The 22,234-nt window shown below is 69.5% G+C and carries 23 protein-coding genes; 20 read left to right on the top strand and 3 right to left on the bottom strand.

Features of this window, described 5'->3' with window-relative positions:
• Positions 1-816, top strand: a complete 816-nt coding sequence (locus tag P6897_RS11835) for a DUF2993 domain-containing protein (RefSeq protein WP_282501316.1) — start codon at positions 1-3, stop codon at positions 814-816.
• 32 nt (positions 817-848) lie between these two features.
• Here the strand turns inward: P6897_RS11835 and P6897_RS11830 are convergent, their stop codons facing one another.
• On the bottom strand, positions 849-1,364 hold the full coding sequence (locus P6897_RS11830; RefSeq protein WP_282501315.1) for a hypothetical protein: 516 nt from the start codon (positions 1,362-1,364) through the stop codon (positions 849-851).
• A gap of 35 nt (positions 1,365-1,399) precedes the next feature.
• On the opposite strand from P6897_RS11830, the gene P6897_RS11825 reads away from it, so the two are divergent.
• The 7 genes from P6897_RS11825 (at position 1,400) to prfA (ending at position 10,225) form a co-directional block, all read left to right on the top strand.
• Positions 1,400-1,993, top strand: a complete 594-nt coding sequence (locus P6897_RS11825; protein WP_274178800.1) for a YdeI/OmpD-associated family protein — start codon at positions 1,400-1,402, stop codon at positions 1,991-1,993.
• A 129-nt stretch (positions 1,994-2,122) separates the two neighbouring features.
• On the top strand, positions 2,123-3,532 hold the full coding sequence (gene lysA, locus P6897_RS11820; protein ID WP_282501314.1) for a diaminopimelate decarboxylase: 1,410 nt from the start codon (positions 2,123-2,125) through the stop codon (positions 3,530-3,532).
• Positions 3,529-4,848: a homoserine dehydrogenase gene (locus tag P6897_RS11815; RefSeq protein ID WP_269267739.1), complete on the top strand. Its 1,320-nt coding sequence runs from the start codon at positions 3,529-3,531 to the stop codon at positions 4,846-4,848. The genes lysA and P6897_RS11815 overlap by 4 nt, the downstream gene beginning before the upstream one ends.
• Position 4,849: 1 nt before the next feature.
• The gene (gene thrC, locus P6897_RS11810) at positions 4,850-5,935 is read left to right on the top strand and encodes a threonine synthase (protein WP_282501313.1); all 1,086 of its coding nucleotides are present in this window, start codon (positions 4,850-4,852) and stop codon (positions 5,933-5,935) included.
• Positions 5,932-6,861, top strand: a complete 930-nt coding sequence (gene thrB, locus P6897_RS11805) for a homoserine kinase (RefSeq protein ID WP_112617273.1) — start codon at positions 5,932-5,934, stop codon at positions 6,859-6,861. The genes thrC and thrB overlap by 4 nt, the downstream gene beginning before the upstream one ends.
• Before the next feature lie 152 nt (positions 6,862-7,013).
• Positions 7,014-9,146, top strand: coding sequence for a transcription termination factor Rho (gene rho / locus P6897_RS11800; RefSeq protein WP_282501312.1), 2,133 nt, complete (start codon positions 7,014-7,016; stop codon positions 9,144-9,146).
• A gap of 2 nt (positions 9,147-9,148) precedes the next feature.
• Positions 9,149-10,225 carry a peptide chain release factor 1 gene (gene prfA / locus P6897_RS11795; RefSeq protein ID WP_112617271.1) on the top strand — a complete coding sequence of 359 codons (1,077 nt, stop codon included), beginning with the start codon at positions 9,149-9,151 and terminating at the stop codon, positions 10,223-10,225.
• A 46-nt stretch (positions 10,226-10,271) separates the two neighbouring features.
• On the opposite strand, the gene epsC is transcribed toward prfA, so the two are convergent.
• Positions 10,272-10,844, bottom strand: coding sequence for a serine O-acetyltransferase EpsC (gene epsC, locus P6897_RS11790; RefSeq protein ID WP_282501311.1), 573 nt, complete (start codon positions 10,842-10,844; stop codon positions 10,272-10,274).
• Complete coding sequence (gene cysK, locus P6897_RS11785) at positions 10,844-11,797, bottom strand: cysteine synthase A (protein ID WP_269267732.1); 954 nt, start codon at positions 11,795-11,797, stop codon at positions 10,844-10,846. The genes epsC and cysK overlap by 1 nt, the downstream gene beginning before the upstream one ends.
• A 126-nt stretch (positions 11,798-11,923) precedes the next feature.
• Here cysK and prmC point away from each other — a divergent pair, with 126 nt between their 5' ends.
• The 12 genes from prmC (at position 11,924) to P6897_RS11725 (ending at position 22,181) form a co-directional block, all read left to right on the top strand.
• Positions 11,924-12,805, top strand: a complete 882-nt coding sequence (prmC, locus tag P6897_RS11780; RefSeq protein WP_282501310.1) for a peptide chain release factor N(5)-glutamine methyltransferase — start codon at positions 11,924-11,926, stop codon at positions 12,803-12,805.
• Positions 12,806-12,839: 34 nt separating this feature from the next.
• Positions 12,840-13,601, top strand: coding sequence for an L-threonylcarbamoyladenylate synthase (locus P6897_RS11775; RefSeq protein WP_112617267.1), 762 nt, complete (start codon positions 12,840-12,842; stop codon positions 13,599-13,601).
• On the top strand, positions 13,598-14,749 hold the full coding sequence (locus tag P6897_RS11770) for an MraY family glycosyltransferase (RefSeq protein WP_112617266.1): 1,152 nt from the start codon (positions 13,598-13,600) through the stop codon (positions 14,747-14,749). Before P6897_RS11775 ends, P6897_RS11770 begins: the two co-directional genes overlap by 4 nt.
• Positions 14,746-15,204 (top strand): hypothetical protein, encoded by a 459-nt coding sequence (locus tag P6897_RS11765; RefSeq protein WP_112617265.1) that lies wholly within the window; start codon positions 14,746-14,748, stop codon positions 15,202-15,204. The genes P6897_RS11770 and P6897_RS11765 overlap by 4 nt, the downstream gene beginning before the upstream one ends.
• Positions 15,205-15,386: 182 nt before the next feature.
• Entirely contained in the window at positions 15,387-16,163 is a 777-nt protein-coding gene (gene atpB, locus P6897_RS11760) for a F0F1 ATP synthase subunit A (RefSeq protein WP_309300110.1), read from the top strand.
• A gap of 43 nt (positions 16,164-16,206) precedes the next feature.
• Entirely contained in the window at positions 16,207-16,446 is a 240-nt protein-coding gene (gene atpE / locus P6897_RS11755) for a F0F1 ATP synthase subunit C (RefSeq protein ID WP_091502856.1), read from the top strand.
• 31 nt (positions 16,447-16,477) lie between these two features.
• Complete coding sequence (locus P6897_RS11750) at positions 16,478-17,029, top strand: F0F1 ATP synthase subunit B (protein ID WP_112617572.1); 552 nt, start codon at positions 16,478-16,480, stop codon at positions 17,027-17,029.
• Positions 17,029-17,817 carry a F0F1 ATP synthase subunit delta gene (locus tag P6897_RS11745; RefSeq protein ID WP_282501309.1) on the top strand — a complete coding sequence of 263 codons (789 nt, stop codon included), beginning with the start codon at positions 17,029-17,031 and terminating at the stop codon, positions 17,815-17,817. The genes P6897_RS11750 and P6897_RS11745 overlap by 1 nt, the downstream gene beginning before the upstream one ends.
• A gap of 73 nt (positions 17,818-17,890) precedes the next feature.
• Complete coding sequence (gene atpA, locus P6897_RS11740) at positions 17,891-19,531, top strand: F0F1 ATP synthase subunit alpha (RefSeq protein WP_282501308.1); 1,641 nt, start codon at positions 17,891-17,893, stop codon at positions 19,529-19,531.
• Positions 19,532-19,552: 21 nt separating this feature from the next.
• Positions 19,553-20,455 (top strand): F0F1 ATP synthase subunit gamma, encoded by a 903-nt coding sequence (locus P6897_RS11735; RefSeq protein WP_112617262.1) that lies wholly within the window; start codon positions 19,553-19,555, stop codon positions 20,453-20,455.
• A gap of 21 nt (positions 20,456-20,476) precedes the next feature.
• On the top strand, positions 20,477-21,922 hold the full coding sequence (atpD, locus tag P6897_RS11730) for a F0F1 ATP synthase subunit beta (RefSeq protein WP_091502862.1): 1,446 nt from the start codon (positions 20,477-20,479) through the stop codon (positions 21,920-21,922).
• Between the two features lies 1 nt (position 21,923).
• Positions 21,924-22,181 carry a F0F1 ATP synthase subunit epsilon gene (locus tag P6897_RS11725; RefSeq protein WP_023955192.1) on the top strand — a complete coding sequence of 86 codons (258 nt, stop codon included), beginning with the start codon at positions 21,924-21,926 and terminating at the stop codon, positions 22,179-22,181.
• Positions 22,182-22,234 lie beyond the last annotated feature (53 nt).

Raw genomic sequence — 22,234 nt, 5'->3', positions numbered from 1 at the left:
GTGAGCGGTGCCACTCAGCCCACCCTTCCGCTGCCCGAGGCTGTCGCCGTGCCGCCGAAGCGACGGCGGCGGGCGCTGCCGTGGATCATCGCTCTCGTCGTGGTCGTCGGCCTTGCGATCGCCGCGTGGTTCGTCGCTGAGAGCATCACGCGCAGCATCCTCACGAATACCGTGCGCGAGCAGGTGATCACCCGGCTCGCACTGCCCGAGGACCAGCAGATCGACGTCGGCTTCGACGAGCCGGTGCTGCCCCAGGTCATCGGGGGCCGGCTCGACCGTCTCGATGTGGCGAGCGACGGGATCCCGCTCGGCGACGTCGTGGCCGACGTGTCGGTGCGCGCGACCGATGTTCCCATTCGAGCCGACGGAGGCGACATCGGATCGGCGGGGGCGACGGTGGTCTTCGCGGAGGACCAGCTCGAGACCCTGCTATCGCAGGTCTCCGGCGTCTCAGGTGCGGGGGTCACGCTGGATCCGCCGAACGTGACGGTCGACGTCGAGATGCCGCTGTTCGCCCTCTCGGTTCCGCTCGGGCTCGACCTGACGCCGAGCGCTGCAGACGGTGACATCGTCCTGACGCCCACTGCTGTCCGGCTCGGTGGCGCGGCGCTGACCGGCGACGATCTCCGCCAGCGATTCGGCTCGGCCGCCGACGGCGTGCTGCGCGACTACCCGATCTGCATCCGCGATCGCCTTCCCGCCGGGCTGACGCTGCGCGAGGTGCGCGTGGAACCCGGCGCGCTGGTGGCCGAGGTCGATGTCGACGGAGCGATCATCCGCGATCCGGCGCTTCAGGCCGACGGCACCTGCGCCTGAGCCGGCCGCCCCACCCGGACGCCTGCCCCGGCTCAGTGGCCGTGAGCGAGGAGAAGCGCGACGGCGACCGCCGCGACCAGCCCGAGCAGCAGCGCGGATGCGACCAGGCGCTGCAGCGCGGTCAGGCCCGTGCGCGCACTGGCGAGCAGCACGACACCGACCAGCACCGCCGCGTCGGCGATGATCCCGATGATCAGCGCCGTGTCGAGGTCGATGAGGTCGAGCAGGGCGAGCAGCAGCGCGAGCAGGGGGAGCGACGCGGTTCCGAGGGCGACCACGGCCGTGCGCGCCATGACCGCCAGCTCTCGTCCGCTCGGGAACTGGCGATGCCCGATCTGATGGGCGATGACTTCGGCGACGAAGCCGGCGGCCGCGATCGCGAAGATGCCGACCGCGAGGGCGAAGATCGACTCGGTGACCGTGACGTGCTCGGCCGTGAGGAGTCCCGCCAGGATCGCCAGCCCGGTCACCGTCGCATAGATGCGTTCCTTCAGCGCACCGATACGCTCGTCGAGTCCGGCCGGTTCGCGCGTTCCATTGCCCATCATCGCCTCCTGCGCCAGGCTACAAGCGTGGAGTGCTCATGACAGCGGACGACGGAGGCCCGGCTCTCCTCGTCGTCTCGGATGCGGCCGCGTGGCGAGCCTGGCTCGACGCGCACGAGTCCGACTCCGACGGCGTGCGGCTGGTGCTCGCGAAGAAGAACGTGACGGAGCCGACGTCGCTGACGTACGCCGAGGCGCTCGACGAGGCGCTCTGCAGCGGCTGGATCGACGGGCGGCGCAACTCCCGCGATGAGGCCACCTTCCTGCAGCTCTTCACGCCGCGCCGCGCCCGTTCGATCTGGTCGCTCCGCAATGTGGGGATCATCGAGCGGCTGGTCGCGGAGGGGCGCATGCGTCCCCGCGGCCGGATGGAGGTCGAGCGTGCGCAGGCCGACGGGCGCTGGGAACGCGCTTACGCAGGCCAGGCCGGGGCCGCGGTGCCGGCGGACCTCGAGGCTGCGCTCGCGGCGTCGCCCGCGGCATCCCGCCGGTTCGCCGCGCTCCGCGCCGCCGAGCGGTACTCCGTCCTGCATCCTGTCCTGAGCGCGCCGTCGGATGCTGCGCGGGCGGCGCGGATCCGCCGGGCCGTCGCCCGGCTCGCGGAAGAGGACGCGCCCTCGTCGCTCTCGTGAGCGGGCTCACGGCCGCGTCTGTCGCGGGCGGTCACACCGGCGGAGCCCGCGCGGCGGGTGTCCTAGACTGGCGGCACCGTCGCGGCCCCGTCTGCCGGACGGTCAGCGTCTCTCCCGATTGGTGTTCCCGTGTCCGCGTCCGACGTCCGCCCTGCCGTACCGGAATGGCTGCTCCCTCCCGCTGACGTCAACGAGCTGGTCGAAGCCGTCTGGCCGCCCCGCGCCGAGCGCGACGACCTCGGTGCGCTGTCCATCGGCGGCATCGCGACGACCGACCTCGCCGCTCAGTTCGGCACGCCGCTCTACGTGCTCGACCAGGATGCCGTCGTGGCGCAGGCGCGTCGCGTCCGTCAGGCATTCGACGCCGCCGCCGCACGCCACGGCACGAGCGCTCGGGTGTACTACGCCGGCAAGGCGTTCTTGAGCACCGAGATCGTGCGATGGGTGACGGCGGAAGGGCTCGCGGTCGACGTCGCGACCGGCGGTGAGCTCGCCGTCACCCTGGCTGCGGGAGCGGATCCGGCGCGCATCGGACTGCACGGCAACAACAAGTCGCGCCTCGAGCTCGCGCGCGCCGTCGAACTCGGAGTCGGTTCCGTCATCGTCGACAGCCTCGTCGAGATCGACCGGCTCGCCGAGATCGCCGCCGCACGCGGGGCGGTCCAGCCCGTGCTGGTCCGGGTCAACAGCGGCGTGCACGCCGAGACCCACGACTTCCTCGCGACGGCCCACGAGGACCAGAAGTTCGGCTTCGCGCTCACGGATGCCGAGGCCGTGGTCGCTCGCATCCGCGAGCTGCCCTCGCTGCGTTTCCTCGGGCTCCACTGCCACATCGGATCGCAGATCTTCGGTACGGCGGGCTTCGCCGAGTCGGCGTCACGGCTCGTGGCCGTCCACGCCCGCCTTCTCGGCGGCGGCGAGGTTCCGGTGCTCAATCTCGGCGGCGGCTTCGGCATCGCCTATACGAGCGTCGACGACCCGACCCCGATCGAAGAGCTGGCCGACGGCATCGTCGCGGCCGTCGCTCGCGAGTGCGAGGCCCACGGCATCCCGCTGCCGATGCTCGCCTTCGAGCCCGGTCGGGCCATCGTCGGCCGCGCCGGGGTGACCCTGTACGAGGTCGGCACCACCAAGCCGGTCCGCGTCAGCGACGAGCTCGAGCGCCTGTACGTCAGCGTCGACGGCGGCATGAGCGACAACGCACGGCCCGCCCTATACGGCGCGGCCTATTCGGCACGAGTCGCGAACCGTCGCAGCGACGCGCCCGCCGCGCTCTCGCGTGTCGTGGGTCGGCACTGCGAATCGGGCGACATCGTCGTCGACGCCGAATACCTGCCCGCCGACGTCACTCCGGGCGATCTGCTGGCTGTCCCGGCGACGGGTGCCTACTGCTACTCGCTCGCCAGCAACTACAACTACGTCCCGCGCCCGCCCGTCGTCGCCGTCTCGAACGGCGTAGCCCGGGTGATCGTCCGCGGCGAGACGATCGACGACCTGCTCGCCCGCGACGCGGGCATCCCCACAGAAGGAGCCGAATGACGGACTACCGCCGCCTGCGCGTGGCCCTGCTCGGAGCCGGCGCCGTCGGCTCGCAGGTCGCCGCCCTGTTGCTCAAGCACGGAGACGAACTGGCCGATCGCGCCGGAGCCGCCCTCGACCTCGTCGGCATCTCGGTGCGCGACATCGACGCGCCGCGCGACGTCGAGCTGCCGCGCGAGCTGCTGACCACCGATCCCGAGCCGCTCCTCGTCGGCTCCGACATCGTCATCGAGCTGATGGGCGGGATCGAGCCCGCGCGCACGAGCATCCTGAAGGCCATCGGCGCCGGAGCCGACATCGTCACGGCGAACAAGGCGCTGCTCGCCACGCACGGACCCGAGCTGTTCGAAGCGGCCGACCAGGTGGGCGCGTCGATCTACTACGAGGCTGCGGCCGCCGGCGCCATCCCGATCATCCGCCCGCTGCGCGACTCGCTCGCCGGCGACCGGGTGCAGCGCATCATGGGCATCGTCAACGGAACGACGAACTACATCCTCGATCGCATGGACCGCGAGGGATCGGACTTCGCCGACGTCTTGGCCGACGCGCAGGCGCTCGGGTACGCCGAGGCCGACCCGACCGCCGACGTCGAGGGGTACGACGCTGCTCAGAAGGCCGCGATCCTCGCGTCGCTCGCCTTCCACACCGCCGTGCCGCTGAATGCGGTGCACCGCGAGGGCATCACCCAGATCGACGCCGACATGATGGATGCCGCGCGCAAGGCCGGCTTCGTCATCAAGCTCCTCGCCGTGTGCGAGCGCCTCGCCGATGCCGAGGTGTCGCCGTCGGGCGAGACGATCTCGGTGCGCGTCTACCCCGCGCTCGTGCCGCGCGAGCACCCGCTCGCGAGCGTGCACGGAGCCAACAACGCCGTGTTCGTCCAGGCGGAGGCCGCGGGCGACCTCATGTTCTACGGCGCGGGCGCGGGCGGGGTGCAGACCGCGTCGGCTGTGCTGGGCGACGTTGTATCGGCGGCCCGCCGCCACATCGCCGGCGGTGTGGGCGTGGGGGAGTCGACGCGGGCGAACCTGCCGGTCGTCCCGATCGGTCACGTCACCACGCGCTACCAGATCACCCTCGAGGTCGACGACCGCTCGGGCGTCCTCGCCGCGGTGGCGGGACTGCTCAGCGACGGCAACGTCTCGGTGGCGACGCTCGAGCAGACGATCGTCGCCGACGGCGACGTGCAGACGGCCCGCCTGGTCATCGGCACGCACACCGCCCGCGAGCAGGACCTCAGCGACGCTGTCGCCTCGCTCGGCGAGAGCGGCGTCGTCAAGCGCGTCGTCTCGGTGCTCCGGGTCGAGGGAGACTGACATGGCACACGTGTGGCAGGGGGTCCTGCGCGAGTTCGCCGACCGTCTCGACGTCACCGAATCGTCGACGATCGTGACGCTCGGCGAGGGCGGTACGCCGCTGGTGCCCGCTCGCGAGCTCTCGCGGCGCACCGGCGCCGACGTCTGGGTGAAGTTCGAGGGCATGAACCCGACGGGGTCGTTCAAGGACCGCGGGATGACGGTCGCGCTCTCGCGCGCCGTCGAGCACGGGGCGAAGGCCGTCATCTGCGCCTCGACGGGCAACACGTCGGCCTCTGCTGCGGCCTACGCCGCCCACGCCGGAATCGCAGCTGCCGTCCTCGTCCCCGAGGGCAGGATCGCGATGGGCAAGCTGAGTCAGGCGGTCGCGCACGGCGGCCGTCTCATCCAGATCCGCGGCAACTTCGACGATTGTCTCGAGATCGCGCGCGAACTGGCCGACCACTATCCGGTGCACCTGGTCAACTCCGTCAATCCCGATCGCATCGACGGGCAGAAGACCGCGGCGTACGAGATCGTGTCGCAGCTGGGCGACGCGCCGGACTTCCACTTCGTGCCCGTCGGCAACGCCGGCAACTACACGGCCCATGCTCGCGGCTACCGCGAGGAGGCGGCCCGCGGGGCGGCGACGCGCGTTCCGCGGATGTTCGGCTTCCAGGCCGCCGGATCGGCGCCGCTCGTCCGCGGCGAGGTCGTGAGAGACCCCGACACCATCGCGACCGCGATCCGCATCGGCAACCCGGCCTCGTGGCACCTCGCCCTCGAGGCCCGTGACGCGACGCAGGGCTGGTTCGGCGCCATCGACGACGACCGCATCCTCGCGGCGCAGAAGCTCCTCGCGAGCACGGCCGGCGTGTTCGTCGAACCCGCGTCCGCGATCACCGTCGCCGGCCTGCTCGACCGGGCCGAGGCGGGCGTCATCCCCGCGGGCTCGACCGTCGTGCTGACCGTCACCGGTCACGGCCTGAAGGACCCGCAGTGGGCCCTCCGCAACGCGGACGGCACTCAGGCCGAGCCGATCGTCGTCGACGCGGCGACGTCGGAAGTGGCATCCGTGCTCGATCTCGCGCCGGAGGCGACGGCATGACCCGCTCGGTTCAGGTGCGTGTTCCCGCGACCAGCGCCAACCTCGGTCCCGGCTTCGACACCCTGGGTCTCGCGCTCAGCGTCTACGACGAACTGATCGTCACGGAGCTGCCGGCACCCGGCCTCGAGATCACCGTTTCCGGCGAGGGAGCCGCCGACGTCCCGACGGACGCCTCGCACCTCGTCGTGCGGGCGATGGCCTACGCGTACGAGGCGTTCGGGCGGACGATGCCCGGCGTGCGCCTCGAAGCGGTCAACGCGATCCCGCACGGGCGGGGGATGGGCTCGTCGGGCGCCGCAGTCGTATCGGGACTCCTCGCGGCGAAGGGCCTCCTCGCGGGCGACGTGGAGATCGGTGCCGACGCGCTGCTGCGCCTCGCGACAGAGCTCGAGGGCCACCCGGACAACGTCGCGCCGGCCCTGTTCGGCGGCCTCACGATCGCCTGGGTCGACGAGCACGGCCCGCAGCACAAGAAGCTGCTCGTGCACCGCGGCGTCGCGCCGCTGGTGTTCGTGCCCGACTTCACGATGTCGACCTCGGTGGCGCGGGGGTTCGACCCTCTGCAGGTCACGCGCGAAGACGCGATCTTCAATCTCTCGCGTTCGGCGCTGCTCGTCGCGGCTCTCACGCAGAGCCCTGACCTGCTGTTCGCGGCCACCGAGGACAAGCTCCACCAGTCGTACCGCGCCCAGGCGATGGTCGAGACCGACAAGCTCGTCCGGGCTCTGCGTGCCGAGGGGTTCGCGGCGGTCGTGTCGGGTGCCGGCCCCAGCGTCCTGGTGCTCGCCGACGGGCCGGGGCAACGTCTTGCGGCCGCCGAGGTGGCCGCGCATACCACAGACACCCCGTGGGACGCGCGGATGCTGGCGGTCGATGTGCGCGGTGGTATGGTGAGGGACCATACGGAGGGTTCCACACCTTTGTGATCTGAGCCTCCGTCGCAATTCTGCGAATCACCGCGAACACCCCTGATCCATACCCCGTGCCGTCGGCCGGACGCGTGTGGCAGGTGGATGGCGCCCGCCGTGGACGGCGCTGGACGCGGTTCTGTCATATCCACCGTTTAAGAGGAGCACTCGTGGAGTCCAACTCCGAGAACCCGACGATCGACGAGACCGTCGACGCCCCAGCCGAAGAGGCGACCGAGCAGCAGGATGCCGTCGTCGAGACGCCCGCTGAGGAGGCCGCCCCCGTCGAGGACGCTGCCCCCGCTGAGGAGGCCGCCCCCGTCGAAGAGGCGCCCGTCGAGCAGGCGCCCGCCGAGGTGGCCGCCCCCGCCGAGGTGGCCGAGCCCGCTGAGGCGGCTGAGCCCGCCGAGAAGCCGGCGAAGGCGCCGCGCAAGCGAGCACCCCGTCGCGCGAAGAGCACGGATGCCGCGCCTGCGGCGGCCGCTGACGAGACCCCGGCCGCCGCCTCCGAGGCAGCAGCGGAGGAGCTCTCCGCCGCCACCGATGCGCCGGCCACCGCCGATGCTCCCGCAGCCGACGCCGTCGCCGCCGACGCGCAGCCGGCCGCGGATGAGAGCGCGTCTGACGCCACGGCCGAGGCCGTCGAGGCGGAGCCCGCGGAGGCGCCGAAGAAGCCGGCGCGAGGCCGTGGCCGCGGACGCAATGCCAAGAAGGAGGCCGAGGCCGAGGCTGAAGCCGCCCCCGCGGGCGATGCGGCCACCGAATCCGCTGACGCTCCGTCTGCGGAGGGTGCCGTCGACGCTCCCGCCGAGCAGGCGCGGGACGCCGACGCCTCCTCCGACGACTCGTCGAAGTCCGACTCCGGCGAGGGCGAAGGCGAGTCGACCGGCCGTTCGCGCAGCCGTTCGCGCAGCCGCAACCGCAACCGCAACAAGGACAACGCGCAGGGCAGCCAGGGCCAGGCCGGCCAGAACCAGGGCGGCAACCAGAACCAGGGTGGCAACGGCCAGGGCGGCAACAACAACGCCGCCGATGATGACGACGCCTCGGGACAGAACGGTCGGGGACGTCAGCGCAACAAGCGCCGCGGCCAGGGCAGCGGCGACGAGTTCGAGACCGAGATCAACGAGGACGACGTCCTCATCCCGATCGCCGGCGTGCTCGACGTTCTCGACAACTACGCCTTCGTGCGCACGACCGGCTACCTCCCCGGTACGCAGGATGTCTACGTCTCGCTCGGACAGGTGAAGAAGTACAACCTGCGCAAGGGTGACGCGGTCGTCGGCGCGATCAAGCAGCCGCGCGAGGGCGAGCAGTCGAGCCGTCAGAAGTACAACGCGCTGGTCAAGGTCGACTCGATCAACGGCCTGTCCGTCGAGGACGCCGCCGACCGGGTCGAGTTCGGCAAGCTGACGCCGCTGTACCCGCAGGAGCGTCTGCGCCTCGAGACCGGCCCCGAGAAGCTGACGCAGCGCATCATCGACCTCGTCGCTCCCATCGGCAAGGGCCAGCGCGGTCTCATCGTCGCACCGCCCAAGGCCGGCAAGACGATCGTGCTGCAGCAGATCGCCGGCGCGATCGCGCAGAACAACCCCGAGGTCCACCTCATGGTCGTGCTGGTCGACGAGCGGCCCGAAGAGGTCACCGACATGCAGCGCACGGTGAAGGGCGAGGTCATCGCCTCGACCTTCGACCGTCCCGCCGAGGACCACACGACCGTCGCCGAGCTCGCGATCGAGCGCGCCAAGCGTCTCGTCGAGCTCGGCCGCGACGTGGTCGTGCTGCTCGACTCGATCACGCGCCTCGGTCGCGCCTACAACCTGTCGGCCCCGACGTCGGGCCGCGTCCTGACCGGTGGTGTCGACGCTTCGGCGCTGTACCCGCCGAAGCGCTTCTTCGGTGCAGCGCGCAACATCGAGAACGGCGGCTCGCTCACGATTCTCGCGACGGCGCTGGTGGAGACCGGCTCCAAGATGGACGAGGTCATCTTCGAAGAGTTCAAGGGCACGGGCAACAGCGAGCTGCGCCTGTCGCGTCAGCTGGCCGACAAGCGCATCTTCCCCGCCGTCGACGTCAACGCCTCCTCGACGCGACGTGAAGAGATGCTGCTCTCCTCCGACGAGGTCAAGATCACGTGGAAGCTGCGCCGTGCCCTCGCGGGTCTCGACCAGCAGCACGCGCTGGGCGTCATCCTCGACAAGCTCAAGGAGACGCAGTCCAACGTCGAGTTCCTCGTGCAGATGCAGAAGTCGATCCCGGCGCCGACCACGCACTCCGGCGGGCACGACAACAGCATCCGCTGATCGTGTTCGAGTCGGTCCGGGGGCTGCTCGACGAGCACCGCGCGGTTCAGGAGGAGCTCTCCGACCCCGCGGTGCACGCCGACGCTGCGCGCGCGAAGCGCGTGAACCGGCGGTACGCCGAGCTGTCGCGGATCGTCGCGGCCCACGACGCGTGGGTCGCGGCATCCGACGATCTCGCGGCGGCTCGCGAGCTCGCCCGCGAGGACGAGGCCTTCGCCGCGGAAGTGCCCGCGCTCGAGGAGGGGCTGCGCGAGGCGCAGGAGCGGCTTCGCCGTCTGCTCATCCCGCGCGATCCCGACGACGCCCGTGACGTCATCATGGAGATCAAGCAGGGCGAAGGGGGAGCGGAGTCCGCTCTCTTCGCCGCCGACCTGCTGCGGATGTACATGCAGTACGCCGCCTCGCGCGGATGGAAGACCGAGCTGCTCGAGCGCAACGAGTCCGACCTCGGCGGGTACAAGGACGTCCAGGTCGCCATCAAGGGCTCGTCGTCCGACCCGTCGCAGGGGGTGTGGGCCCACCTGAAGTACGAGGGCGGGGTGCACCGCGTGCAGCGTGTGCCGGCCACCGAGTCGCAGGGGCGCATCCACACCTCGACGACCGGCGTGCTCGTGTTCCCCGAGGTCGATGAGCCCGAAGAGATCACCATCGACCCGAACGACCTGAAGATCGACGTCTTCCGTTCGTCCGGCCCGGGCGGGCAGTCGGTCAACACGACCGACTCGGCCGTCCGCATCACCCACGTGCCGACGGGCATCGTCGTCTCGATGCAGAACGAGAAGAGCCAGCTGCAGAACCGCGAGGCCGGCATGCGCGTACTGCGCGCCCGGCTGCTCGCGAAGCAGCAGGAGGAGCGGGATGCCGCGGCATCCGACGCCCGCCGCTCGCAGATCCGCGGGATGGACCGCTCCGAGCGCATCCGCACGTACAACTTCCCCGAGAACCGCATCGCCGATCATCGGACCGGGTACAAGGCCTACAACCTCGATCAGGTGATGGACGGCGCCCTCGCGCCGGTCATCGACAGCTGCATCGCCGCCGACGAAGAGGCCCGCCTCGCGGCTCTTGCCGACGACTGAGCCCCGCTCCCCCTCCCGCCAACAGGGCGGACAGGGGAGGGGGGAGTCAGATGTGGTACTCGGGGGCGGTCAGGACGGCGCGGGTGTCCTCGCCCTCGCGGCGGACACGCGGCCGGGCGGGGACGCCGACGAGCACCGAGTCGGCCGGGGCATCCTTCGTGACGACCGCATTGGCGCCGACGACGCTTCGGGCGCCGATCGTGATCGGACCGAGGATCTTCGCGCCGGCGCCGACGGCGACGCCGTCCTGGAGGGTGGGATGCCGCTTGCCGGCATGACGGGTGCGGCCGCCGAGGGTGACCCCGTGGTAGAGCATGACGTCGTCACCGATGACGGCGGTCTCGCCGATCACGACGCCCATGCCGTGGTCGATGAAGAACCGGCGGCCGATGCGCGCCCCCGGGTGGATCTCGATCCCCGTGAGCCAGCGGGTCAGCTGCGACCCGGCGCGCGCGAGGAAACGCGCGCGCCGGAGCCACAGCCGATGCGTGATGCGGTACGACCAGACCGCGTGCAGCCCCGGGTACAGCAGCGCGATCTCGACGCCGCTGCGAGCCGCGGGATCGCGGAGCTTCGCGGCGGCCAGGTCTTCGCGGATGCGTGCTCGGAGCGTTCCCATCAGTCTTCGCGCAGGTCCTCGAACAGCGGGGTTGAGAGGTAGCGCTCACCGAACGAGGGGATGATCACGACGATGTTCTTGCCCTCGGACTCGGGACGTGCCGCGACCTGGAGCGCGGCCCAGACGGCGGCTCCCGACGAGATGCCGACGAGGATGCCCTCCTTCTGCGCCACCTCGCGCGCGACGCGGACAGCGTCGTCGAAGGTGACGTCCTGCACCTCGTCGATGACGCCCTGGTCGAGGATCGGCGGGATGAAGTTGGGCCCGATGCCCTGGATCTTGTGGGGGCCGGGCTTTCCCTCCGTCAGGAGGGGCGAGTCCTTCGGCTCGACCGCGACGACCTTCACATCGGCGACGCGCTCCTTGAGCACCTGGCCGACGCCGGTGATGGTGCCGCCCGTGCCGATGCCGGCGACGAAGTAGCCCACCTGGCCATCGGTGTCGCGAAGGATCTCCTCCGCGGTCGTGCGGCGGTGGATGTCGGGGTTGGCCTCGTTGGCGAACTGCTTCGCGAGGACGGCGCCCGGCGTCTCGGCGGCGATCTTCTCCGCCTCCGACACGGCGCCCTTCATGCCCAGCGACGGGTCGGTGAGCACGAGCTCGGCGCCGTAGGCCTTGAGCAGGAGGCGACGCTCCATCGACATGGAGGAAGGCATCGTGAGGATGACGCGGTAGCCCCGCGCCGCGCCGACCATCGCCAGGGCGATGCCGGTGTTGCCGCTCGTGCCCTCGACGATCGTGCCGCCGGGCTGCAGAGCACCGGCCTTCTCGGCCGCATCGACGATGGCGATGCCGAGACGGTCCTTGACGGATGACGCGGGGTTGTAGAACTCGAGCTTCGCGAGCACCGTGCCCGGCAGGCCCTCGCTGACGCGGTTCAACCGCACGAGAGGCGTGTTGCCGTACGCGGTGGTGATGTCGGGGTGGATGCCGTGAGTGACCGGGTCGGACATGTCTGCCTTTCGGGTTTTCGAGCGGATGCCGCGTCGCGGCGGGATCGTCGCCCCAGCCTATTGTCGCCCTTCGCCACGGGAGCCGAATGTGACGAATACGCACTCGTGATTAGGCTTGTCGGCGCCATGAGCACCGCGCCCCGTCCCGCACCGACCCTGACCGAGGTCCTGCGTGCCGCGACCGCCGAGCTCGAGGCCGCCTTCGTCCCGACCCCGCAGGTCGACGCCGAGCTCCTCGCCGCACACGTCCTGGGAGTCGGCCGCGGCGAGCTGTCGGCCGCCGTCTTCCGCGGCGATGCGATCGGCGCCGAGGATGCCGCGCGACTGGCTGAACTGGTCGCGCGTCGCGCGTCGCGCGAGCCCCTGCAGCATCTGACCGGCGTCGCGCCGTTCCGCCACCTCGAGCTCCGCGTCGGCCCCGGTGTGTTCGTGCCGCGCCCCGAGACGGAGTCGGTCGCTCAGATCGCGATCGACCTGCTGCGCGCGGCGGCCGGCCCCGAGCCCGTCGCGGTCGACCTGGGCACCGGTTCGGGAGCGATCGCCCTCGCTCTGGCGACAGAGGTGCCGCACGCACGCGTCTACGCCGCCGAGAATTCCGTCGACGCGTTCATCTGGACGAAGGAGAACTTCGCCCTCGTCGGGGCTCCGAACGCCCGCCTCGCCTTCATCGACCTCGAGCGCGCGTTCCCGGAGCTCGACGGCACCGTCTCGGTGCTCGTGTCGAACCCGCCGTACGTGCCCGACGACGCGATCCCGCGCGATCCCGAAGTGCGGCTGTGGGACCCGCCGGCGGCGCTCTACGGCGGCGCGGACGGCCTGGACGTCGTGCGGACCCTGTCGCGCGTCGGGCTCCGCCTGGTGCACCCCGGGGGCAGCATCGTCATCGAGCATGGCGAGCTGCAGGGGGCCGCGATCCGCGGCATCCTGGCCTCCGACGGGTGGTCGGCGACCGCGACGCATCCCGACCTCACGATGCGCGACCGCACCACGACGGCCGTCCGCTCCTGAGTGCGGCCGGGGTCCGCCGTACACTGGAGCGGTCATGTCTCCCGTTTTCGACTGCCGCGACGAGACCCAGGTCCTCCCCGGCATGCGCCAGGCGCGCCAGGCCATCGGTCGCGGCGATCTCATCGTCCTGCCCACCGACACCGTCTACGGTGTCGCCGCCGACGCCTTCAGCGCCTCGGCCGTCGCCAAGCTGCTCGCCGCGAAGGGACGGGGTCGTCAGTCGCCGCCCCCGGTGCTCGTCGCCGGCATCGCGACGATGCGCGCGCTCGTGGCCGAGGTCCCCGAGCCCGTCGAACGGCTCGTCGAGGCCTTCTGGCCGGGCGGCCTGACGATCGTCCTGCCGGCACAGCCGTCGCTGTCGTGGGATCTGGGGGAGACCCGCGGGACCGTCGCCGTGCGCATGCCCGCCGACAGGTTCGCCCTGGAGCTCCTGGAGGAGTGCGGGCCCTTGGCCGTCTCGAGTGCGAACCTCACCAAGATGAACGCCGCCGTCACGATCGACGACGCGGTGCGGATGCTGGGCGACAGCGTGTCGGTCTATCTCGACGGCGGCCCCGCGGCGACCGGCGTCGCATCGACGATCATCGACGCGACGCCCCTCGTCGGCCCCGACCCCGCCCCGGTGCGCGTGCTGCGTGACGGGGCGGTCACACGTGAGGCTCTGCGCGACGTCCTCGGCGACCTGCTCGAGCCCGACGTCGAGCCGGAGCATGCCGAGGCGGCGAATCGCACGCCCATGGAGTCGGGCTCGGCCGGTGTCACCGGCGGAGAGACCGCCGGCGGCAGCGTCGCGTGAGGCTCTACCTGGCCACCTTCGTGGTCACGGCCCTCGTCACCTTCGGGCTGACCTGGCTCGTGCTGAGGGTGAGTCTGCGCTACAAGCTCTATCCGGAGATCCGCGAGCGCGACGTCCACAAGACACCGACACCGAGGCTCGGCGGCGTCGGGATGTTCCTCGGCGCCACCGCCGTCATCCTGACTTCGTCGCAGATTCCCTTCTTCTCGATCTTCTGGGCCAGACCCGAGCCCATCTGGGCCATCCTGGCGGCGACCGCCCTCATCGTCGTCGTCGGCGTCGCCGACGACCTGTGGGACCTCGACTGGCTCATCAAGCTCGGCGCGCAGTTCGGCGCCGCAGCGATCGTGGTCGGGTTCGGGGGCGTGCAGATGTACACGATCCCGCTCGGCGGGCAGACTGTCGTCTCGAGCGCCGCGAGCTTCACGATCACGGTCTTCTCGATCGTCGTCGTGATGAACGCCGTCAACTTCATCGACGGTCTCGACGGCCTCGTGGCGGGCGTGGCACTGATCGCGAACGGGGTGTTCTTCACTTACACCTACCTGCTCGGTCGCGACTTCGGTGCGAGCAGCTACGCGAACCTCGCCTCCTTCCTCGCCGTGGTGCTGCTCGGGGTCTGCGCGGGCTTCCTGCCGCTGAACTGGAACCCTGCGAAGCTGTTCATGGGCGACTCCGGAGCGCTCATGATCGGGTTGCTCATGAGCTGCTCGGCCATCCTCGTCACGGGCACCCTCGTCCCGGCTACGGGTGACAACGACGTGTTCGGCCGCTCGCAGCTGCTGGGTGCGTTCATCCCCATCCTGCTGCCGGTCGTCGTGGTCCTCCTGCCGCTACTCGACTTCGGGATGGCGGTCATCCGCCGCATGTCCCGGGGCAAGTCGCCGTTCTCGCCCGACCGCAAGCATCTCCATCACCGCATGCTCGACATGGGTCACAGCGACCGCGACGCCGTCCTGATCTTCTACGCCTGGACCACGGTCGTCAGCCTCTCGGTGCTGCTGATGTACATCGGCACGACCGCCGCCTGGCCGGGGGACTACCTCTTCGGCCTCGGCTTCCTCATCCTCGGCGTCGCCGCGTGCCTCGTCGTCACCCTGATCCCCGCTCGGTCCGCGCGGGATGCCTCACCCGTGGAGAACTCATGAATCAGAAGACCCTCTCGAGCACGCCGATCCTGCGTGCCGCGCTCACCTGGGGCCTCATCGTCGGTGCCGTCGTCGCTGTCGTCGCCGCCGTCGCGGGCGCGGTCGTCGCCGGACCCGAGGGTGCGTGGAGCGGAGTGATCGGTGCGGCGGTGGGAGTCATCTTCCCCGCACTCACCGCGCTCAGCATCCTGATCGCCAACCGGTGGTACGGGCAGGACACGTTCCTGCCGATCTACTTCGGCATCGTGATGGGCGGCTGGGTGGTCAAGTTCGCCCTCGTGCTCGTGGCGCTCCTGGTCATCAGTCGCATCGAGTGGATCGTGTCGCCGATGTTCTTCTTCGCCCTGGTGGCTGCGGCGATCGGCGCGATCACCGTCGATCTCGTCGTGATGGCGCGGATGCGACTGCCGCACGTGTCGGACACGACGCTGCCGGAGACGAACCCCGAAGTCTGAGGTCCAGGCATTCGGATGACGGGCAGTGCCCGGTTGTTTGATAGGCTGACACAGCACTTCACGGATGGTGGGCAGCGGCGACGCTGAGGCCCCGTGGAGATCTCTTCTCATACTTACCGAGCTGGTTCACGCTGGCACGAGAAGCTGGAGCCAACCCGTTGACTCAAGCGGCAATGATCGCCATGGCGGCCGACAACGAATTCCACCCGCCCTCCATCAGCGACTTCTTCCCTGAGGTCCTGCTCTTCGAAGGCACTCCGTTCGCGTTCACGCGGATCTCGATGGTGCAGTTGATCGCGACCGCGGTGCTGGTGCTCATCCTCGTGATCGGCGCACGGCGCATGACCGTCGTGCCGGGACGCTTCCAGAGCGTGCTCGAGCTGGGCTTCGGCTTCGTGCGCGAGCAGGTCGCCTATCAGGTCCTGGGCGAGAAGGACGGCAAGCGGTTCCTTCCGATCCTGACGTCGCTGTTCTTCGGGATCCTCTTCCTGAACCTCACGGGCATCATCCCGTTCCTCAACATCGCGGGCACCGCGGTCGCGGGCGCGCCGCTGATGTTCGCGCTGGTCGCATACGTCGTCTTCGTCTACGCCGGCCTCAAGAAGCACGGCCTCGGACGTTTCCTGAAGAACTCGCTCGTGCCGAGCGGTGTGCCGATCGTGATCGTGCCGCTGATCGCCCTGATCGAGCTCATCTCGATCTTCGTCGCGCGGCCCTTCTCGCTGTTCCTGCGACTGCTCGCCAACATGATGGTCGGCCACCTCATGCTCGTGCTGTTCTTCGCAGCCACCCAGTTCTTCCTGATGAGCTTCAACTGGTTCTCGATCCTGTCGGCCGGTACCCTCGCGATGGGTTTCGCCTTCACCCTGTTCGAGATCTTCGTTGCCGCCCTGCAGGCATACATCTTCACCATCCTGACCGCGGTCTACATCCAGCTCGCTGTCGCCGAAGAGCACTGACGATCAGCCACCCGGCTGCTCGCCCTACGAAAGGAAAAATCCAGTGGACGCTACGACGATCCTTGCCGCCGTCACCGGAAACATCGCAACCGTCGGCTACGGCCTCGCCGCCATCGGTCCGGCCATCGGCCTCGGCATCATGATCGGCAAGACCATCGAGTCGACGGCCCGTCAGCCCGAGCTCGCCGGTCGCCTCCAGGTGACGATGTTCATCGGTATCGGCCTCATCGAGATCCTCGCGCTGATCGGCATCGCCACGCCGTTCATCTTCAACGCGCTCTGATCCGCTCGTCATTCACCAAGAGGGAGGCATGATGGTCGACGCACTGCTCACCGTCGCCGCCGAAGAGGGCTCCGGCAACCCGCTGCTGCCCGCCTACTACGACATCATCTGGTCGGGCGTCTGCTTCGTCATCATCGTTCTCGTCGTCGTCTTCTACGCGCTGCCCCGTGTCACCACGGTGCTCGACGCGCGCAGCGCGGCCATCGAGGGCAACATCGCCAAGGCTGACGAGGCGCAGCGCAAGGCGGAGGCAGCGCTCGAGGAGTACACCGCTCAGCTGGCCGAGGCCCGCAAGGAGGCCGGTGAGATCCGCGACGCCGCGCGCGAGGACGGTCGCAAGATCGTCAGCGAGGCGAAGCAGAACGCATCGGCCGAGGCCGAGCGTCTCACCGCTGCCGCGCACACGCAGATCGAGGCCGAGCGCCAGGCTGCCGTGGTCTCGCTGCGCAGCGAGGTCGGCACGCTCGCTCTCGACCTGGCCGGCGGCGTCATCGGCGAGACCCTGTCCGACGACCAGAAGGCGCAGGCCGTCGTCGACCGCTTCCTCAGCGAGCTCGAGGCCTCTGAGAAGGCGTCGAACTGATGGGCAGCGCGACCACTCAGGCACTCGTCGCGACGACGGCGGCCATCGCCGAGACCCCCGGGCTCACGCTCGACGTGTCCGGTGAGCTGTTCGTCGCCGCGCGGGCTCTGGCGGACTCGCCGCAGCTGAGCGGCGCGCTGACGGACAACGCGGCTTCGCCGCAGGCTCGCGACAAGGTCGTCGGCGACGTGTTCGGTCCGTCCTTCGCGGCGCAGACCGTGTCGCTGCTGCGCACAGCCGTCGCGCAGCGCTGGTCCTCGGTCGACGACTTCGTCGACGCCGTCGAGGAACTGGCGATCCGCGCCGCAGCCGTCGCCGATCAGGGCGATCTCGAGAACGAGCTGTTCGGTGTGCTGCACACCGTGTCGGCGAACCCCGAGCTCGAGCTCGCTCTCGGCAGCCGGCTGGGGGAGGCCTCGGCCAAGGGGGCGCTCATCGAGCGCCTTCTCGACGGGCGGTTCGGTGCCGCAACCCGTCTCATCGCTTCGTCGATCGTGCAGCGTCCGCGTGAGCGCCGTGTGCGGCAGCTGCTCGAGCGGGCGATCCGCATCGTCTCGGACCAGCGCGGCCGCGTCGTCGCGAGCGTTCGCACGGCGACCGCTCTCAGCGATCAGCAGCGCGCCCGCCTCGCCGAGACCCTCTCGAACCGCTACGGCACGCCCGTCGCGCTCAACCTCGTCGTCGACCCCGCGGTCGTCGGGGGGCTGCGCATCGAGATCGGCGACGACGTGATCGACGCGACCGTCGCCTCTCGCCTCTCCGATCTCCGCCAGCGACTGGCGGGCTGACCCACCTCACCGCCCGCAGGGGCGCACCGGCCGGATGCATCCGGACCCTCAGACTCAGGACCGAAGGAACACCATGGCAGAACTGTCCATCAGCCCGGATGTCATCCGTGACGCGCTGAAAGACTTCGTCGCCGCGTACGAGCCCACCGGGGCCGCCGCGACCGAGGTCGGCACCGTCGTCGACGCGGCCGACGGCATCGCCCACGTCGAGGGTCTGCCCGGCGTTATGGCGAACGAGCTCGTCCGCTTCGAGAACGGCGTCGAGGGCCTCGCGCAGAACCTCGACGAGCACGAGATCGGTGTCGTCGTCCTCGGCGACTTCGCCGGTATCCAGGCGGGCCAGAAGGTCACGCGAACCGGTGAGGTGCTCTCGGTCGGAGTCGGCGAGGGCTACCTCGGCCGTGTCGTCGACCCGCTCGGCAACCCGATCGACGGTCTCGGCGAGATCGCCACGACCGGCCATCGCGCACTCGAACTGCAGGCGCCCGGCGTCATGCAGCGCAAGTCGGTCCACGAGCCGATGCAGACCGGCATCAAGGCCATCGACGCCATGATCCCCGTCGGCCGCGGTCAGCGTCAGCTGATCATCGGCGACCGCCAGACCGGCAAGACGGCCATCGCGATCGACACGATCATCAACCAGAAGGCCAACTGGGAGTCGGGCGACGTCAACAAGCAGGTCCGCTGCATCTACGTCGCGATCGGCCAGAAGGGCTCGACCATCGCTTCGGTGAAGGGCGCGCTCGAGGACGCCGGTGCCATGGAGTACACGACGATCGTCGCGGCTCCCGCATCCGACCCCGCCGGCTTCAAGTACCTCGCTCCGTACACCGGCTCGGCCATCGGCCAGCACTGGATGTACGAGGGCAAGCACGTCCTGATCATCTTCGACGACCTGTCGAAGCAGGCCGAGGCCTACCGTGCGGTCTCGCTGCTGCTGCGCCGTCCGCCGGGCCGCGAGGCGTACCCCGGTGACGTCTTCTACCTGCACTCGCGTCTGCTCGAGCGTTGCGCGAAGCTCTCCGACGACCTGGGTGCCGGATCGATGACGGGTCTGCCCATCATCGAGACCAAGGCCAACGACGTCTCGGCGTACATCCCGACCAACGTGATCTCGATCACCGACGGCCAGATCTTCCTGCAGTCCGACCTGTTCAACGCCAACCAGCGTCCGGCGGTCGACGTGGGCATCTCGGTGTCGCGCGTCGGCGGTGACGCTCAGGTCAAGTCGATCAAGAAGGTCTCGGGAACGCTGAAGCTCGAGCTCGCTCAGTACCGCTCGCTCGAGGCGTTCGCGATGTTCGCGTCGGACCTCGACGCCGCGTCGCGTCGTCAGCTGGCTCGCGGTGCGCGTCTGACCGAGCTGCTCAAGCAGCCGCAGTACTCGCCGTACCCCGTCGAGGAGCAGGTCGTCTCGATCTGGGCCGGCACCAACGGCAAGCTCGACACGATCGAGGTCGAGGACGTCCTGACCTTCGAGCGCGAGCTGCTCGACTACCTCAAGCGCAACACGTCGATCCTCGACACGCTGCGTGAGACGAACGTGCTGGGCGATGACACCGTCGCCGAGCTCGAGAAGGTCGTCGACGAGTTCGTGCTCGAGTTCCAGGGCGGAAAGGGCCAGGCCATCAACAAGCCGGGCCACGAGGAGACCGCTGCCGCCGAGGCCGACGACGTGAACCAGGAGCAGATCGTCAAGGGCCGCCGCGGCTGACGCGGAGGACGACACACACTTATGGGCGCACAACTCCGGGTCTACAAGCAGAAGATCAGTTCTGCTCAGACGACCAAGAAGATCACGAAGGCGATGGAGCTCATCGCGGCTTCGCGCATTCAGAAGGCGATGGGACGCGTCCGCGCATCCTCTCCCTTCGCGCGAGCTGTGACGCGCGCCGTCTCCGCGGTGGCGACCCACTCCGACGTCGAGCACCCGCTGACGACCGAGCGCGAGACGATCCGTCGTTCCGCGGTCGTCATCTTCGCCTCCGATCGCGGCCTCGCCGGCGCGTTCAACTCGCAGATCCTCCGCGAGGGTCTCGAGCTGGCCGAGCTGCTGCGGTCGCAGGGCAAGGAAGTGGACTACTACCTCATCGGTCGCAAGGCCGTCGGGTACTTCCAGTTCCGCCGGATGCGGGCTGCGGGCGAGTGGACGGGTGACACCGACACGCCGCACTTCAGCACGGCCGAGCAGGTCGCCGGGGCTCTCCTCGACGCCTACGCTCAGGGCGGCGAAGACGGCGGCGTGGACGAGATCCACCTCGTGTACAACCGCTTCGTCAGCATGATGACGCAGACACCTGAATCAGTCCGTCTGCTGCCCCTCGAAGTCGTCGAGGCCGATGCGGCGACGGCGGACCAGGCTCCGGTCTATCCGCTGTACGAGTTCGAGCCCGACCCCGAGACGGTGCTCGACGCGCTGCTGCCGGTGTACGTCCAGAGCCGCGTGTTCAACGCGCTGCTCCAGTCGTCCGCCGCGAAGCACGCCGCGACGCAGAAGGCGATGAAGTCGGCGAGCGACAACGCCGACAAGCTCATCACCGACTACACCCGCCTGCGCAACAACGCTCGCCAGGCCGAGATCACTCAGCAGATCGCCGAGATCGTCGGCGGCGCCGACGCTCTGGCGTCGGGCAAGTAAGACCAACCGAAAGAGACAGACATGACTACCGTCACTGCCGAAGCCACGTCGGTCGTCGGCCGCGTTGCGCGCGTCACCGGCCCCGTCGTCGACATCGAGTTCCCGCACGACTCGATCCCCGACATCTACAACGCGCTGAAGACCACGATCACGATCGACGGCGAGTCGACCGAGATCACCCTCGAGGTCGCTCAGCACCTCGGCGACGACCTCGTTCGCGCCATCTCGCTGAAGCCGACCGACGGCATGGTCCGCGGCCAGGAGGTGCGCGACACCGGCGGCCCCATCACGGTCCCCGTCGGGGACGTCACCAAGGGCAAGGTCTTCAACGTCACGGGCGACGTTCTCAACGCCGCCGAGGGCGAGACCGTCGAGGTCACCGAGCGCTGGGGCATCCACCGCCAGGCGCCGAGCTTCGACCAGCTCGAGTCGAAGACCCAGATGTTCGAGACGGGCATCAAGGTCATCGACCTCCTCACCCCGTACGTCCAGGGTGGAAAGATCGGCCTCTTCGGTGGTGCCGGCGTCGGCAAGACCGTCCTCATCCAGGAGATGATCCAGCGCGTCGCGCAGGACCACGGTGGTGTGTCGGTGTTCGCCGGCGTCGGTGAGCGCACCCGTGAGGGCAACGACCTCATCCACGAGATGGAGGAGGCGGGCGTCTTCGACAAGACCGCCCTCGTCTTCGGCCAGATGGACGAGCCGCCGGGGACGCGTCTGCGCGTCGCCCTGTCGGCCCTGACGATGGCGGAGTACTTCCGCGACGTGCAGAAGCAGGACGTGCTGCTCTTCATCGACAACATCTTCCGCTTCACGCAGGCCGGTTCCGAGGTCTCGACGCTGCTGGGCCGTATGCCCTCGGCCGTGGGCTACCAGCCCAACCTCGCCGACGAGATGGGTGTGCTCCAGGAGCGCATCACCTCGACGCGCGGTCACTCGATCACCTCGCTGCAGGCGATCTACGTCCCCGCCGACGACTACACCGACCCGGCTCCGGCGACGACCTTCGCGCACCTCGACGCCACGACCGAGCTCTCGCGCGAGATCGCGTCGAAGGGTCTGTACCCGGCCGTCGACCCGCTGAGCTCGACGAGCCGCATCCTCGACCCGCGCTACATCGGTGAGGACCACTACCGCGTGGCCACCGCCGTCAAGCAGATCCTGCAGAAGAACAAGGAGCTGCAGGAGATCATCGCGATCCTCGGTGTCGACGAGCTCTCCGAAGAGGACAAGATCGTCGTGTCGCGTGCACGCCGCATCCAGCAGTTCCTCTCGCAGAACACCTACATGGCGAAGAAGTTCACCGGTGTCGAGGGCTCCACGGTCCCGATCAAGGAGACCATCGAGTCGTTCGACGCGATCGTCAAGGGCGACTTCGACCACGTGGCCGAGCAGGCCTTCTTCAACGTCGGCGGTATCGGCGACGTCGAAGAGAAGTGGGCGAAGATCCAGAAGGAGAACAGCTGACATGGCTCTGACGGTCACGCTCGTCTCCGCCGAGGCGGAGGTCTGGTCGGGCGAGGCGTCCCTCGTCGTGGCCAAGACCGTCGAGGGCGAGATCGGCTTCATGGCGGGTCACGAGCCGGTGCTCGCGATCCTCGCCGAAGGTCAGGTGCGTATCACGCAGCCCGGCGGCGAGAAGATCGTCGCCAATGCGCAGGACGGCTTCCTGTCGATGGAGGGCGACGAGCTCACCATCGTGGCGGGTAACGCCGCGCTGGCCTGACCCGCACCGCGTCTACGAGAGACCGCACCCTCCGGGGTGCGGTCTCTCGCGTT

Origin of the sequence: Microbacterium sp. BDGP8 (assembly GCF_029991045.1) — a bacterium.
Taxonomy (GTDB): domain Bacteria; phylum Actinomycetota; class Actinomycetes; order Actinomycetales; family Microbacteriaceae; genus Microbacterium; species Microbacterium plantarum.
The sequence above is the reverse complement of the archived record's forward strand: the minus strand, read 5'-3'. Positions and strand labels throughout refer to the sequence as shown.

Bases quoted from the DNA above. Each gene is read 5' to 3' on its own strand.
- P6897_RS11830 (WP_282501315.1), bottom strand. From the start codon at position 1,364: ATGATGGGCAATGGAACGCGCGAACCGGCCGGACTCGACGAGCGTATC.
- P6897_RS11825 (WP_274178800.1), top strand. From the start codon at position 1,400: ATGACAGCGGACGACGGAGGCCCGGCTCTCCTCGTCGTCTCGGATGCG.
- P6897_RS11815 (WP_269267739.1), top strand. From the start codon at position 3,529: ATGACGGACTACCGCCGCCTGCGCGTGGCCCTGCTCGGAGCCGGCGCC.
- thrC (WP_282501313.1), top strand. From the start codon at position 4,850: ATGGCACACGTGTGGCAGGGGGTCCTGCGCGAGTTCGCCGACCGTCTC.
- thrB (WP_112617273.1), top strand. From the start codon at position 5,932: ATGACCCGCTCGGTTCAGGTGCGTGTTCCCGCGACCAGCGCCAACCTC.
- epsC (WP_282501311.1), bottom strand. From the start codon at position 10,844: ATGGGAACGCTCCGAGCACGCATCCGCGAAGACCTGGCCGCCGCGAAG.
- cysK (WP_269267732.1), bottom strand. From the start codon at position 11,797: ATGTCCGACCCGGTCACTCACGGCATCCACCCCGACATCACCACCGCG.
- prmC (WP_282501310.1), top strand. From the start codon at position 11,924: ATGAGCACCGCGCCCCGTCCCGCACCGACCCTGACCGAGGTCCTGCGT.
- P6897_RS11775 (WP_112617267.1), top strand. From the start codon at position 12,840: ATGTCTCCCGTTTTCGACTGCCGCGACGAGACCCAGGTCCTCCCCGGC.
- P6897_RS11765 (WP_112617265.1), top strand. From the start codon at position 14,746: ATGAATCAGAAGACCCTCTCGAGCACGCCGATCCTGCGTGCCGCGCTC.
- atpB (WP_309300110.1), top strand. From the start codon at position 15,387: ATGGCGGCCGACAACGAATTCCACCCGCCCTCCATCAGCGACTTCTTC.
- P6897_RS11750 (WP_112617572.1), top strand. From the start codon at position 16,478: ATGGTCGACGCACTGCTCACCGTCGCCGCCGAAGAGGGCTCCGGCAAC.
- P6897_RS11745 (WP_282501309.1), top strand. From the start codon at position 17,029: ATGGGCAGCGCGACCACTCAGGCACTCGTCGCGACGACGGCGGCCATC.
- atpA (WP_282501308.1), top strand. From the start codon at position 17,891: ATGGCAGAACTGTCCATCAGCCCGGATGTCATCCGTGACGCGCTGAAA.
- P6897_RS11735 (WP_112617262.1), top strand. From the start codon at position 19,553: ATGGGCGCACAACTCCGGGTCTACAAGCAGAAGATCAGTTCTGCTCAG.
- atpD (WP_091502862.1), top strand. From the start codon at position 20,477: ATGACTACCGTCACTGCCGAAGCCACGTCGGTCGTCGGCCGCGTTGCG.
- P6897_RS11725 (WP_023955192.1), top strand. From the start codon at position 21,924: ATGGCTCTGACGGTCACGCTCGTCTCCGCCGAGGCGGAGGTCTGGTCG.